This window comes from Serratia sp. JSRIV004 (assembly GCF_019968705.1).
Taxonomy (GTDB): Bacteria; Pseudomonadota; Gammaproteobacteria; order Enterobacterales; family Enterobacteriaceae; genus Chania; species Chania fonticola_B.
Window position 1 is genome coordinate 5,786,592 of the sequence record NZ_CP074140.1, and the last position, 13,728, is coordinate 5,800,319.

The window sequence follows — 13,728 nt, forward strand, 5'->3', positions numbered from 1 at the left end:
TTTGACAGCAATGTGAATTATTCAGCAGCAGGGACATGATCGCGCATTTTCTTCATATGCTCCATCATCTTCTGCTCGCGTTTCTGATAATTCTCATTGTATTGTTTTTTCTGCTCTGGCGTTAGCAGGTTATACATTTTGTTTTCCGCTTTGGCACGTTCCAGCATGTGCTCGGATTGCGCTTTGCCGATTGCATCGATCTGGGCTTTTACCTTGGCTTCGTCAAAGTTTTCCGAAGCGATCATACTGTGTAGCGCCTGGCGTTCGTCTTTAGCTCCCGGGCCGCGTTTTTGATGCGACTCTTTCATAATATCGCGCATCTGCTGGCGTTGATCTTTGGTCAAGTTCAAACCAGCAAAGAGATTGTCTCTTTTCGCCTCTTTATAGTGCATCATTTTTACCGGGGCGGCAGGTGTGGTCGATGCGGTTGCCGGGGCGGTAGTTGCATCGGCAGCAAAGGCGGCAGAAGCAGAACCCAGGGCTAAGGTTGAAGCGACAAATAAAGCAGTCAGTTTACGCATAATTATTTCCTTAAAAGTTATTCTTCATCAGGAGCGCTGTACGTTAACAGGCTCGCTATCTCGTCGTCGGAAATAATAGTATGCGCATGAATATATAGTAATGCGAGGGAGTGTAAATTTTTTAAAATCAAAAATGGCAATATTCGTCAATTATGAATAAATTATGGAGAAGGCGTCTGTTATTTGGAAGATTACATGACCCAAGCGTAATTATTAGTGTGGCTTTTGTCCACCTCCAGCTTGGGATTAATTTAGCATCCCTAGCCACAACTCTGGCTCAACGAAGCCAAAAACTGATTTTCGCACACTGCGCGGTTCTCTTTTACACTCTATACAGACGTCGTTCACGCGATCCCCATCGTCTTTCAGGCTGCAGCGTAGGGTCCGGCTGTCCCATTTTGAGGAATGAACATGTTCGCAGACCAAGGCCCGATACTCCTTAACACCCATTTTGGCACCAGCAGCCCTTACTGGCATCTGGCGTTTGACAGCAATGCCCTGCAGTTGACGGCAATCAAAGGCAAAACACACCTTGCCGTGGCCCTCGACGAAATGCAGGCGGCGAAAATCCGCCGTCTGAGCGGGGTCACCGCCAGCCTGGATCTGACCATCCAGCTCAGCGGCCAGCCCATCCACCTGCATTTGGTCGGCCGCCGGATCAATAAATTTGAGTGGGCTGGCACCGCCTCTGCCTATACCGATACCGAGGCCGTGGCACGTGATTTGGTGCACGGCCTATCGTTTGCCGAACAGGTGGTGTCAGAGGCTAATTCCGTCATTGTCATCGTTGACCAACACGGCCGCGTCCAGCGCTTTAACCGCCTGAGCGAAGAGTATACCGGCCTGCAGGAACAGGACGTGATTGGCAAAAACGTCTTCAAGATGTTTATGAGCCCCGAAGAGGCCGCAGCATCCCGGCGCAATATTGCCAACTTCTTTCACAACGGGGCCTCCTATGAGGTGGAGCGCTGGATCAAAACGGTCAAAGGCGAGCGGTTATTCCTGTTCCGCAACAAGTTTGTCCACAGCGGCAGCGGCAAAAAAGAGGTGTTCCTGATCTGTTCCGGCACGGATATCACCGAAGAACGCCGTGCCCAGGAACGCCTGCGGCTATTGGCCAATACCGATACCATCACCGGCCTGCCAAACCGCAACGCCATTCAGGATGATATCAACCGGGCGATAAGCGAACGCGGTGAAAGCCACGTAGGGCTGGTCTATCTCGATCTGGATAACTTCAAAAAAGTGAACGACGCCTATGGCCATATGTTTGGCGATCGCTTGCTGATCGAGGTGTCCCACGCCATTCTCAGTTGCCTGGATCATGGAGAAAAACTTGCCCGTCTGGGGGGCGATGAATTTCTGGTGCTGGTCACCCAGGCCGACCGGATCATGCTGCAAGAGCTGGCCCAGCGCATTATCGATCGCTTGCAAATGCCCTTCCGCATCGGCCTGATCGAGGTCTACACCGGCTGTTCGATTGGCATTGCCCTCTGCCCGCAACATGGCCACGATCTGGACAGCCTGATCCGCAGCGCCGATACCGCCATGTACGTCGCCAAGGAGCACGGCAAACGCACCTTTATCGTCTTCTCGCCGGACATGAACCGCCGCGTTGCCGAATACATGTGGCTGGATACCAACCTGCGTAAGGGGCTGGAACAGGAGCAACTGGTGGTGTATTACCAACCCAAGGTCACAACGCTCAACGGAGCCGTGAACAGCGTAGAGGCGCTGGTCCGCTGGGATTCACCGGAGCGCGGGCTGATCCCACCGCTGCAGTTTATCTCCTATGCCGAAGAGTCCGGGCTGATTGCCCCACTTGGCCGCTGGGTGCTGCAAACCGCCGCTAAACAGGCTGCCATTTGGCAGCAGCAGGGGCTGAATTTACGCATTGCGGTTAACCTTTCCGCCAGGCAGTTGGTGGATGACAGCGTGGTAGACGATCTGGTTGAGGTACTGCGAGAAAACCAGCTTTCTCCCTGCACTCTGGACTTTGAGCTGACCGAGAGCAGCCTGATAGAAGATGAGAATCGGGCTCGTGAGGTGATCGCCCGGCTACGGGCCTTGGGCGCCCAGGTACACCTGGATGATTTTGGCACCGGTTACTCCTCTCTGGCCCAGTTGGCACGTATCCCGCTGGACGCTATCAAGCTGGATCAAAGCTTTGTTCGCGGCGTCAATCTGGCCCCGGTATCACAGTCATTGATACGCGCCATCGTCGCGGTCGCCGAAGCGCTACAGTTCAAGGTGATTGCCGAAGGGGTCGAGACGGACAGTGAAAATCGTTTCCTGGACTGCGTTGGGGTCGATGAAAAACAGGGATTCCTGTTCGCCCGGCCGATGCTGCCCGAACAGTTGGAGCAGTGGCTGAAAACCTATAGCCCGCAATCACCAAAGTGATGCGGGCGGGAATTAACGCTTAGCCAGCGTGACGCTGATTAAGCGTGTGCCGATCCTGCAACATCACCAACCGTTCAATGTACAGGCGATCCTTCTCCTCGATGGTAAAGGCCGCGTGCACCCAATCCTCGGTAATGTCCATCAGCTCGGAGCGGGTTAACTGTAATACCCGCTGACGCGCGCGTAACATGGCACGCATACCGTTCAGTTTGGGCCTGATGGTGTCGATGAAGGTACGAGTCGCCATATAGGCATCACCTGGTTGAAACAGCTTATCCACCAGCCCATAGTTTTCGAACCATTCGGCAGTGTGAGACTCACCGCTCCAGATCAGTTCTTCCGCCAGGCGCATACCTGCCTTGCGGGCTACCAGTGAATAACCGCCCATACCGGGAAACAGATTGAAGGCGATTTCTGGGAACCCCATCCGTGCGTTGTTCTGCGCCAAAACAAAATGGTGCGCCAATGCCGCCTCAAAACCGCCCCCTAGCGCGCTGCCCTCCACCATGGCAATGCTGATGGCCCCGGTATCAAAACCTCGTGCTGCCGCATGCACACAGTCGATACAGGCCCGGGCATATGCCATCATCGCCTCACGCCTGCGGTTTTTGATCGCTTCGGCAAAAAAGCTCAGATCCCCGCCGACGTTAAACATGTTTTGCACCAGCGAGCCGGTGACCCAGAAGTCGAACTGCAACGTCGACTCTTTCGCCGCCTGCGCCAGCGTCATGATGTCTTCTATCAGCGCCTGATTGAAGCAAGGACGCGGCTCTGCACGCAGTAACATCCACATGATGTGGCGATCTTCCTCGTAATAAGCGGAAAGTTGCGACAGGTTGCCCGCTTCGGTAAATGGACGACAGGTGGGATGATTGAATAATTTCATAAGACCTTCCATTTTATCTATTGATTCAGGAAATAACCGTTCCAGCCCCTACGGCTGCAGTAGGCGCATGCCGGATAAAAAAGCGCGCGCCATAAGATGAGTAAAAGCCTTCCTGGCGCTGAGATAGATAAAATTGCAGGGATCCGGCAGAAAAACAGACGTGTGGTGAATAGGACAAAATCGAACGTTCTTACTCGCAGTTGTTGGTAGAGGCCATCATCAGAATTAACCCAATCTCGTCCATTAGCGACCAAATCGAGGGCATATTTGGCTATAATCAAGCACATGCCCATTGATTTACCTGAAGGATACCGTGACGTAATGCAGAATAAAGCCGCTCCAGAGCAGCCTGAGGCCATTGAGAAACCGACGATCGCCATCAAAACCGGCAATCAAAAACTGGATAAAGGCCTTTCGGGGTTCGCTCGCCTGATAGAGCGCGTTAAAGCCTGGCCCACCATCGCTCACCTGCTGCGAGCCACCGAACGCTTCAACGACCGTCTCGGCAGCCAGTTTGGCGCCGCCATTACCTACTTCTCGTTTCTCTCACTGATCCCGATCCTGATGGTGTCGTTTGCCGCCGTGGGCTTTGTGCTGGCATCTAATCCGGATTTGCTGGCCGAACTGATCAACAAGATCGTCAACAGCATCAGCGATCCCACGCTGGCCAGTACCTTGAAGAACACGGTGAATACCGCCATCCAGCAACGTACCACCGTCGGCCTGACCGGTCTGGCGCTGGCGCTGTACTCCGGCATCAGTTGGATGGGTAACCTGCGTGAGGCGATCCGCGCCCAGTCCCGTGACGTCTGGGAACGTAATCCGCAGGATCAGGAGAAAATCTATTTTCGCTACACCCGCGATTTTATTTCATTAACTGGCTTGGTGGTGGCGCTGATCGTCACTCTGTCTTTAACCTCGATTGCGGGTTCTGCCCAGGCGGCCATCGTGCATGCGTTGGGACTGGATGGCATTGAATGGCTGCGGCCGGCGATGACGCTGATCGCGCTGTCGATCTCCATTTTTGCCAACTACCTGCTGTTTCTGTGGATCTTCTGGATGCTGCCACGCCATAAGCCGAAGAAAAAAGCGCTGCTGCGCGGCACCCTGATCGCCGCAATTGGCTTTGAAGCCATCAAGTTTGTGATGACCATGACGCTGCCACAGGTCGCCAAATCACCTTCCGGTGCCGCCTTTGGCTCGGTGATCGGGCTGATGGCGTTCTTCTACTTTTTTGCCCGCCTGACGCTGTTTTGCGCCGCCTGGATCGCCACGGCACAGTATAAAGAGGACAAAACCCTGCCGCAGGGCAAGTGAATATCCACCATCAGCATGGTATTCATGCCAGTCGCAAGGTTGCGACTGGTTTTTTATTTCAATAATCAACTCAAAAAGCAGTCAATAACTCTAAAACCAGACTAACCGATCGGCAAAAACCAGCATAACAAACTACCCTATAACTTTTCTTTGCACCTTTTCCAGTCATTCTCTCTGCTTATAGCTCACTTCACCACGTTAACGACCATAGAACGTCAACTCGTTAAAACATTAGTCTTTTTAACAGTTTATTTGCCAGATAGTACAAAATCTCCCCGTTGAAAAGCCATTTTGCTATGACTAAGATGAATTTTTCCCTAGTCAAAATATAAGAAATAACTATGCAAGCCACCATCGCAACCCCCTTGGACGCCGATGCCGCGTCCACACCGGTTAACTCCCGGGGAAAAGTCATCGTCGCCTCTCTGGTCGGTACCGCCATCGAGTTCTTTGATTTCTATATTTATGCCACCGCTGCGGTGATCGTATTCCCGCATATCTTCTTCCCACAGGGTGACCCGGCAGCTGCAACGCTACAATCGCTGGCCACCTTCGCCATCGCCTTTGTGGCACGGCCCATCGGCTCTGCTCTGTTCGGCCACTTCGGCGACCGCGTCGGGCGGAAGGTCACCTTGGTGGCTTCACTGCTGACCATGGGGATTTCCACCGTGCTGATCGGCCTGCTGCCAAGCTATGCAACCATTGGCATCTTTGCACCGATCCTGCTGGCGCTGGCACGCTTTGGCCAAGGCCTGGGTCTGGGTGGCGAATGGGGCGGTGCCGCGTTGCTGGCCACCGAGAATGCGCCTGCCAACAAACGTGCGCTGTACGGCTCTTTCCCGCAGTTGGGTGCACCGATCGGCTTCTTCTTCGCCAACGGCACCTTCCTGCTGCTCTCCTGGTTGCTGACTGACGAACAGTTCATGACCTGGGGCTGGCGCGTACCGTTTATCCTCTCTGCCGCGCTGGTGCTGGTTGGTCTGTATGTGCGTATTTCGCTGCACGAGACTCCGGTTTTTGCCAAGGTGGCCAAAGCGGGCAAACAGGTGAAGGTCCCGCTCGGGACGCTGTTGAGCAAACACAAAAAGGCTACCATCCTGGGTACCTTCATCATGCTGGCTACCTATACGCTGTTCTACCTGATGACCGTTTACTCCATGACCTACGGCACGGCCGCAGAGCCGCTGGGGCTGGGATATTCACGTAACAGCTTCCTGTGGATGCTGATGGTAGCGGTGATTGGTTTTGGCGTGATGGTGCCGATCGCCGGTTTGCTGGCCGATGCCTTTGGCCGCCGCAAGACCATGATTGTCATCACCCTGTTGATGATCGGCTTTGCCTTCCTGTTCCCGAGCATGCTGGGTTCCGGCAATCAGCTGTTGGTGATGGCTTTCCTGCTGCTGGGGCTGAGCATTATGGGCCTGACCTTTGGCCCGATGGGCGCACTGCTGCCTGAACTGTTCCCAACCGAAGTGCGCTACACCGGAGCCTCGTTCTCGTATAACGTGGCCTCGATCCTGGGGGCTTCGGTAGCGCCTTATATTGCGACCTGGTTGGCTAACAACTACGGGCTGTTCTACGTTGGCATGTACCTGGCGGCCATGGCCAGCCTGACGCTGATCGCGCTGCTGCTGATGAAAGAAACCCGCCACACGTCTCTGTAATCCTCTCCCGGCCCCCTGCCTATGGGGGCCTGTTTGTCTGTTGTCACAAATCCCGGCTATGCTATCCCTCCATTTGCTGAGGAAACCCGCCCATGTCATTGCGCCGTTGGCTCTGTTTGTCTGTTACGTTGCTGATTATTATCGCCATTGCCACCTATTTCTGGCTGAAACCGGCCCACCCGGATGCGCTGTGGCATATCGTCAGCCAACAATGCCTGCCGAATCAGCAACAAAACCATAATCCGGCCCCCTGCGCACAGGTAGATGAGCAGGCCGGGTTCGTCGTGCTGAAAGACCGCAATGGGCCTTTGCAATACCTGTTGATGCCAACGGCCAAAATCACCGGCATAGAAAGCCCACTGGTCTTAGAGCCCGACACTGCCAACTTATTCACCTTAGCCTGGCAGGCCCGGCATTTTATGGCGGATAAACTCGGTAAACCGATCGACGATGCCGCCATCTCTCTGGCGATCAACTCCGAATATGGCCGTACGCAAAATCAGCTGCATATTCATATCTCCTGCCTGCAACCGGCGGTAAAAAACCGGCTGGCGCAGCTGCAAGGGGATTTCAGCGAAAGCTGGCAGCCGCTACCCGGTGGATTGCTGGGGCATGATTATTTGGCTCGCCGCGCCAGCGCTGCTGAACTCAAGCAGCTTGGGGCATTCCGTTTGCTGGCTCAGGGCGTTGAGGGCGCACGTGAAAGCATGGGGAGCTACGGCATGGCGATGACGGCCTTACCGGGAGGGGATTTCCTGCTGTTGGCTGTGAAACGTAACCTATGGCAGCTGAATCTGGCCTCCGCCGAAGAGAGCCAGGATCACAGCTGCCGGGTACTACAGTAATCTTGGGTCACTTCTTGTTCTTCATCTGCTGCAGGATCTTGCCACACTGGTTTTCTTCGCCACCGTCACTCGGTGAAACCAGAGCCAGCAACGCTGCTGCCGGGGCGACAACCACTCCCAATGCCACCGCAGCCACCCCGCGAGCAATCAACGGTCCAGCCTTCACGCCAGCGTCCGGTTTTTTAAACGTCCCTTTGACATACAGCGGCGAACGCAAGGTCAGCACCCGCATCCCTTTACTTTCCGGATCGATGGACAGATCCAGCCGCTCGGTGGCGAAATTGATGTTGCCGGTGATGTTGATGATGGCATTTTCCGTATCAAACACGAACAGTCGTGGCGTCGCCAACCCGCTGCGAATGCCGACATCCGCCGCAGCGCAGTTGATCCCCACCTCGTCATCGCCAAACAGTTGAGCTACCAGGTAGTTACCTACGTTGAGGCCCAGGATTTCCATCAGGCTGCGGCTGATCACGCCGTCATTGATCAGCAGGCGCAGATCGCCGCTGCTGGTCGCCAGCAAATCGGCCACCGAGTTGCCGCTGCCTGTTAGCTTGGCATCGCCGTTCAATTCCCCCAGGCTGCGCTTCATCGACTCCACGTTCGGCAGCAACTGCTTCAGCTGGAACTTACGCGCGTGCATATCCACCCGGCCCTGCATCGGGCTCTTGCTACCATCAAGACGGACGGTGGCATTCAGGTTGCCCCCGGCCACGCCGAAGCGCAGCGGGTCCATCAGGATCACTGCGTTATCCAGCTTAAGATGGGTATTCAGATCGCTCAACGGCAGCGAACTGCCATGCTCAATACGTTTGGCGGTAAATTTGACGTCGGCATCCATTACCCCCCAGCTTTTGGTTTCGAACTTCTCAACCGGCAGCACTTTGTCGCTCGGCTGGCGGGTTTTCTCGCCGCGATTGGCTTTCTGCTGATTGGAGTCCGCGCCGATCAATGGCGCAAGATCGGCAAAACGCAGCTGTTTGGAAAGCACTTCACCGCTCAACTTGGGCCGCGGGTGGCTCGCAACGTACTTCAAGTCCCCATGGATATCGCTGTCACCGATCTTGCCGTCAAAGCCCTGATACTCGAATACCGCACCGCCCGGTTGATGCAACTGGGCGATAAGATGGCCATCGGTAGAATAAGGTGGAGTGTTGGGTAACAGCACGCCGGTCAGCGCATACAGGTTTCCCAGGCTGTCACCGGAGAATTTCAGCCGTAGATCCAGGCCGCCAAGGTTCAGCGGATCGGACAACGTCCCCGCAATCTGCACTCTGGTATTGCCGGAACGGACATCGGCCTGCAGCGGGAACGGAATATCAGCACTTTGCAGTGACAGCATGCCACCTATTTTGCCGCTGCCTGACAGCGCTTCACCGTGGTATTTTCCTTTAATCTTCCAGCCGAAGACATAATCCGGCGTCGTCGCTTTATCTCCCGGCTGCTTACCCGCAACTTCACTAAAGGGCAGAGGCTTGCCAAGTGGGTCGATCAGCGCCTGGAAATCGGCCTTGAGCGTGGCGTCTTTAAAATCAATCTGGCCGCGATCGAACACGATATCGTGAATGCTGACAGACCAGTCTGACTGCGGTTGGTTGGGGTCTTTTTCGGCGCTGTTAGCCAGGTTGAAGGTCCAGTTATTGTCACCGTTCGCCAGGCGCTGTAGCGAGGCATTTGGCTGTTTCAACCAGATACGCGGGATCAGCACCTCTTTGCCCAGCAGCGCCAATGGCGCGATCGAAGCATCGACGCGTTGCAGTGTGACCATCTCATCACCGGGGATCTTGGCAGGGTTGCCCAGCATAATATCTTCGGCGTGAATATGCGGCCAAGGTACCCAGGCACGCCAGCCTCCCTCATCCTGGTGACGTTCCCAGTTAACGCCCAGACCGCCACGAATAGCAAACGGGCGCTGCAGCTCGGCAGAGACTTTGCTATTGATGGTGGGTTTGAGGCGGTTCCAATCGAAGGTGGCAATGAACACCACCAAAACCACGATAATCAGCAGTACGATGCCGCCAATCCAGCTAAAAGTTTTGCCTGTTCTTGTCATAGCGGCTCCCTTGAGGCGATAGCTGACTGCGAAAATTGATAAGCAGCCTTACTGAAAGCCTAGTCGAGGATAAGCCTAAGTTCACGCGATGGGAACTAATGGGTCAAGGGATGGGGGCAATAAACCGCGTAGGCAGCGTTTTCAGCTGGTCAAAATGTGCAGGGCGGCTCAGGTAATACCCTTGGGCTGCAAACGCGCCAGAGCGCTGTACCAGCAGCCATTCCTGCTCTGTTTCTACCCCTTCGACAATCACTCCGTCGCTATGCTGGCTCATCAGGCGCACCAGGGTAAAAAACAGCTGGATGCCCTCGTCGCTTTGCTTGAGCAACATGAACAGCTCGCGCGCCACCTTGATATACTGATAACGCCAACTGCTGACCGCAGAGAAATTCGCCAACCCGCTACCAAAATCATCCAGCCACAGGCGCTCCGCTCCGCGGATATGCTGCAGCGGCCCATTCAACGCCCTGTCTGCCTGCTCAACCAGCTCAAAACGCAGGTAAGGCATGACGCTGATTTGCCGCTGCATCGCCGGGTGTCGCTGCAGGGCCTGTAAGGCCTTGCCGTCGATATTGATGGAGACCATCAACGCATGGTGGATAAACATGGCCTGCCATTGCTGCAGTAAATTGAGCTGTTCCTGAAGCACCGCCAGGCGCTGGCGCAGCCCAAGCGCGGCAAAGTAGTCCTCTGGGGAGACCGGCTTGCTCGGTGCCGCCGGATGATGCACCGCAGTAAGCAGCTCTACCGCCAGCAATTTGCCGCAGGTGCGGTAAATGGGCTGAAAAGTATACAAACGCCGACACTGCCGCCAGTAACGGAAGACCTTGGCACGCTGCCAGGCGGCAAACAATGGCGTCAGTAGACCAGAGATCATGTTGGTTATCATCGGTTCTATCGCCATTAGGGAATGGGAACGATAACGTTGCCGGAAATTTGTCGATCTTGTTATCGGCAACGCACAATAAAACTTTAAGCTTGGGTAAAAGGTCCCTACATTAAACCATTACCTACATGCAACGTTTCTATAACAAGAGGAAAATTTAATGCCCTACGTAAATATCAAAATTACCCGCGAAGGCGCAACCGCGGAGCAGAAAAAACAGCTAATTGCAGGCGTGACCCAACTGTTGGTCGATACGCTCGGCAAAAATCCGGCCACTACCGTGGTGGTTATAGATGAAGTGGAAACCGATAACTGGGGGATTGGTGGTCAATGTGTCACCGATCTGCGCGCGGCGGCCAAGTAGTTTTCCTTCCTCAGCGGCGGGAAACCACGCGTTTCCCGATCGCGATCATAAACTAATTAAAACGCTGTTTTATTCCTATTGACTCGCTTCGCCCTTGCGTTGAGACTGGACGTATTCGCAGCAACCAGACCCATTATCAAGCCAGGGATTATCATGAACAGCAAAAACCTCGCCGTGATCGGCGAATGCATGATCGAACTGTCGCAGAAAGGCGCCGATCTCAGCCGTGGATTCGGCGGCGACACCCTCAACACTGCCGTCTATATCGCCCGTCAGGTGCCGCAACAGGCGCTGAACGTGCATTACGTCACCGCGCTAGGCACCGACAGCTTCAGCCGGGAAATGCTGCAAACCTGGCAGCAGGAGCAGGTAAAAACCGATTTGATCCAGCAATTGGACAACAAGCTGCCGGGGCTGTACGTGATCGAAACCGACGATACCGGCGAGCGCACCTTCTATTACTGGCGCAACGATGCGGCCGCACGCTACTGGCTGGATGGCCCGCAGGCAGAGAGCCTGTGTGCACAGCTGGCGCAGTTTGATTACCTGTATCTGAGCGGTATCAGCGTGGCGATCCTCAACCCTGCCAGCCGGGAAAAACTGCTGACCCTGCTGCGCCAATGCCGGGCCAACGGCGGCAAAGTGATCTTCGATAACAACTATCGGCCGCGGCTGTGGCAAAGCCAGCAAGAGACTCAGCAGGCCTATCGCGAGGTCCTGGCCTGTACCGACATCGCCTTCCTGACGCTGGATGATGAAGATTTACTGTGGGGCAAGCAGCCGGTTGAGCAGGTGGTGAGCCGTACCCGCGACTTTGGCGTGAGTGAGATTGTGATTAAGCGTGGCGCAGATTCCTGCCTGGTGTTCAGCGCCGATGGGGGAACCCACGACGTACCCGCGGTCAAACTGCCAAAAGAGAAAGTGATTGATACCACCGCCGCCGGAGATTCCTTCAGCGCGGGTTATCTGGCTGTACGCCTGACCGGCGGTGATGCGGTTAGCGCGGCCAAACGTGGTCACCTGACCGCAAGCACGGTGATCCAGTATCGCGGGGCCATCATCCCACGCGAGGCGATGCCACAATAATTCCTGTCGTCTAGATAGGCGAAAGGCCAGCAACGATGCTGGCCTTTTTAGTTGGCCCGATAAATCGGGCCTCTACAATCTTGGTGCTTAACCGGCTACTGCGATACGTTTCATATCGGTCATATAACCACGCAGTTTGCGGCCAACGGATTCGATCGGGTGGTTGCGCACCGCTTCGTTCACGTCACGCAGTTGCGCGTTGTCAACGGTGGTACCAGCAACTGATTTACCCAGATCGCCCGCCTGCAGAGTGGTCATGAACTCTTTCAGCAACGGTACCGCCGCATAAGAGAACAGGTAGTTACCGTATTCTGCAGTATCGGAGATCACCACGTTCATTTCATACAGACGCTTACGCGCGATGGTATTGGCGATCAGCGGCAGCTCGTGCAGTGATTCGTAGTAAGCAGACTCTTCGATGATGCCTGAATCCACCATGGTTTCGAAGGCCAGCTCAACGCCCGCTTTCACCATTGCTACCATCAGTACGCCGTTGTCGAAGTATTCCTGCTCGCTGATTTTGCCTTCAAACTGCGGCGCAGTTTCGAAAGCGGTTTTGCCGGTCTCTTCACGCCAGGTCAGCAGTTTCACATCGTCTGCGGCCCAGTCTGCCATCATACCGCTGGAGAATTCGCCAGAGATGATGTCGTCCATGTGCTTCTGGAACAGCGGAGCCATGATGCCTTTCAGTTGCTCAGACAGCGCATAGGCACGCAGTTTCGCCGGGTTGGACAGGCGATCCATCATCAGGGTGATACCGCCCTGCTTCAGCGCTTCGGTGATGGTTTCCCAACCGAACTGGATCAGTTTTTCTGCGTACGCCGGGTCGGTACCTTCAGATACCAGCTTGTCGAAGCACAGCAGAGAACCCGCTTGCAGCATACCGCACAGGATGGTCTGCTCGCCCATCAGGTCAGATTTCACTTCTGCAACGAAGGAAGATTCCAGCACGCCTGCACGATGGCCGCCAGTGGCTGCCGCCCATGCCTTGGCAATCGCCATGCCTTCGCCTTTTGGATCGTTTTCCGGGTGAACCGCGATCAGCGTTGGTACACCGAAACCACGTTTGTATTCTTCACGCACTTCGGTACCTGGGCACTTAGGTGCAACCATCACTACGGTGATGTCTTTACGAACCTGCTCGCCAACTTCAACGATGTTGAAGCCGTGGGAGTAGCCCAGCGCAGCACCGTCTTTCATCAGCGGCTGTACGGCGCGAACTACGGAGGTGTGCTGCTTGTCTGGCGTCAGGTTAACGACCAGATCGGCCTGCGGGATCAGATCTTCGTAGGTGCCAACCATGAAGCCGTTCTCGGTGGCTTTGCGCCATGAGGCACGCTTCTCGGCAATCGCTTCTTTACGCAGCGCATAAGCCACGTCCAGGCCGGAATCACGCATGTTCAGACCCTGGTTCAGACCCTGAGCACCACAGCCGACGATCACCACTTTTTTCCCTTTCAGGTAACCGGCTTCATCCGCAAATTCGTCACGCGCCATGAAACGGCACTTACCCAATTGCGCCAACTGCTGACGCAGGTTCAATGTGTTGAAATAGTTAGCCATGGTGATGCTCCAGTTAGATGTTGTGTCGTGCAATATTATTCTCATTCCCGCCCTGTCTATGCGGGATCCGTTGAAACCAATGTATAACAGGAATTGCGTTGCTTAAATTGATATATTACGAACGTGACGTTGCAATTTCT

The 13,728-nt window shown here is 54.8% G+C and carries 11 protein-coding genes; 6 read left to right on the forward strand and 5 right to left on the reverse strand.

Translation table 11 applies throughout. The features are described 5' to 3' along the window. Positions 1-17: 17 nt before the first annotated feature. Complete coding sequence (gene spy, locus KGP21_RS27560; protein WP_223536638.1) at positions 18-521, reverse strand: ATP-independent periplasmic protein-refolding chaperone Spy; 504 nt, start codon at positions 519-521, stop codon at positions 18-20. Between the two features lie 411 nt (positions 522-932). On the opposite strand from spy, the gene pdeR reads away from it, so the two are divergent. Then, entirely contained in the window at positions 933-2,924 is a 1,992-nt protein-coding gene (gene pdeR, locus KGP21_RS27565; RefSeq protein ID WP_021807377.1) for a cyclic di-GMP phosphodiesterase, read from the forward strand. Positions 2,925-2,943: 19 nt separating this feature from the next. On the opposite strand, the gene KGP21_RS27570 is transcribed toward pdeR, so the two are convergent. Beyond that, on the reverse strand, positions 2,944-3,810 hold the full coding sequence (locus tag KGP21_RS27570; RefSeq protein ID WP_021181809.1) for a crotonase/enoyl-CoA hydratase family protein: 867 nt from the start codon (positions 3,808-3,810) through the stop codon (positions 2,944-2,946). Positions 3,811-4,131: 321 nt separating this feature from the next. On the opposite strand from KGP21_RS27570, the gene yhjD reads away from it, so the two are divergent. From yhjD to KGP21_RS27585, 3 genes are all read left to right on the forward strand, one after another. Then, complete coding sequence (gene yhjD / locus KGP21_RS27575) at positions 4,132-5,127, forward strand: inner membrane protein YhjD (protein WP_021181810.1); 996 nt, start codon at positions 4,132-4,134, stop codon at positions 5,125-5,127. A 341-nt stretch (positions 5,128-5,468) separates the two neighbouring features. Next, positions 5,469-6,791 carry an MFS transporter gene (locus KGP21_RS27580; protein ID WP_021807376.1) on the forward strand — a complete coding sequence of 441 codons (1,323 nt, stop codon included), beginning with the start codon at positions 5,469-5,471 and terminating at the stop codon, positions 6,789-6,791. A gap of 92 nt (positions 6,792-6,883) precedes the next feature. Next, the gene (locus KGP21_RS27585; RefSeq protein ID WP_021807375.1) at positions 6,884-7,636 is read left to right on the forward strand and encodes a CDP-diacylglycerol diphosphatase; all 753 of its coding nucleotides are present in this window, start codon (positions 6,884-6,886) and stop codon (positions 7,634-7,636) included. A 7-nt stretch (positions 7,637-7,643) separates the two neighbouring features. Here the strand turns inward: KGP21_RS27585 and KGP21_RS27590 are convergent, their stop codons facing one another. Both KGP21_RS27590 and pdeH read right to left on the reverse strand, forming a co-directional pair. Beyond that, on the reverse strand, positions 7,644-9,689 hold the full coding sequence (locus KGP21_RS27590) for an AsmA family protein (RefSeq protein WP_223536640.1): 2,046 nt from the start codon (positions 9,687-9,689) through the stop codon (positions 7,644-7,646). Positions 9,690-9,792: 103 nt separating this feature from the next. Next, positions 9,793-10,593: a cyclic-guanylate-specific phosphodiesterase gene (gene pdeH / locus KGP21_RS27595; protein ID WP_071784888.1), complete on the reverse strand. Its 801-nt coding sequence runs from the start codon at positions 10,591-10,593 to the stop codon at positions 9,793-9,795. Between the two features lie 142 nt (positions 10,594-10,735). On the opposite strand from pdeH, the gene KGP21_RS27600 reads away from it, so the two are divergent. Both KGP21_RS27600 and KGP21_RS27605 read left to right on the forward strand, forming a co-directional pair. After that, a complete protein-coding gene (locus KGP21_RS27600) occupies positions 10,736-10,939 on the forward strand; it encodes a 2-hydroxymuconate tautomerase family protein (protein WP_021181815.1) in 204 nt (67 codons plus the stop codon). Between the two features lie 153 nt (positions 10,940-11,092). Next, entirely contained in the window at positions 11,093-12,025 is a 933-nt protein-coding gene (locus KGP21_RS27605; protein ID WP_021807372.1) for a sugar kinase, read from the forward strand. A gap of 87 nt (positions 12,026-12,112) precedes the next feature. Here the strand turns inward: KGP21_RS27605 and ilvC are convergent, their stop codons facing one another. Next, positions 12,113-13,588, reverse strand: a complete 1,476-nt coding sequence (ilvC, locus tag KGP21_RS27610; protein WP_179253259.1) for a ketol-acid reductoisomerase — start codon at positions 13,586-13,588, stop codon at positions 12,113-12,115. Positions 13,589-13,728 lie beyond the last annotated feature (140 nt).

Bases quoted from the DNA above. Each gene is read 5' to 3' on its own strand.
- spy (WP_223536638.1), bottom strand. From the start codon at position 521: ATGCGTAAACTGACTGCTTTATTTGTCGCTTCAACCTTAGCCCTGGGT.
- pdeR (WP_021807377.1), top strand. From the start codon at position 933: ATGTTCGCAGACCAAGGCCCGATACTCCTTAACACCCATTTTGGCACC.
- KGP21_RS27570 (WP_021181809.1), bottom strand. From the start codon at position 3,810: ATGAAATTATTCAATCATCCCACCTGTCGTCCATTTACCGAAGCGGGC.
- yhjD (WP_021181810.1), top strand. From the start codon at position 4,132: ATGCAGAATAAAGCCGCTCCAGAGCAGCCTGAGGCCATTGAGAAACCG.
- KGP21_RS27580 (WP_021807376.1), top strand. From the start codon at position 5,469: ATGCAAGCCACCATCGCAACCCCCTTGGACGCCGATGCCGCGTCCACA.
- KGP21_RS27585 (WP_021807375.1), top strand. From the start codon at position 6,884: ATGTCATTGCGCCGTTGGCTCTGTTTGTCTGTTACGTTGCTGATTATT.
- KGP21_RS27590 (WP_223536640.1), bottom strand. From the start codon at position 9,689: ATGACAAGAACAGGCAAAACTTTTAGCTGGATTGGCGGCATCGTACTG.
- pdeH (WP_071784888.1), bottom strand. From the start codon at position 10,593: ATGGCGATAGAACCGATGATAACCAACATGATCTCTGGTCTACTGACG.
- KGP21_RS27600 (WP_021181815.1), top strand. From the start codon at position 10,736: ATGCCCTACGTAAATATCAAAATTACCCGCGAAGGCGCAACCGCGGAG.
- KGP21_RS27605 (WP_021807372.1), top strand. From the start codon at position 11,093: ATGAACAGCAAAAACCTCGCCGTGATCGGCGAATGCATGATCGAACTG.
- ilvC (WP_179253259.1), bottom strand. From the start codon at position 13,588: ATGGCTAACTATTTCAACACATTGAACCTGCGTCAGCAGTTGGCGCAA.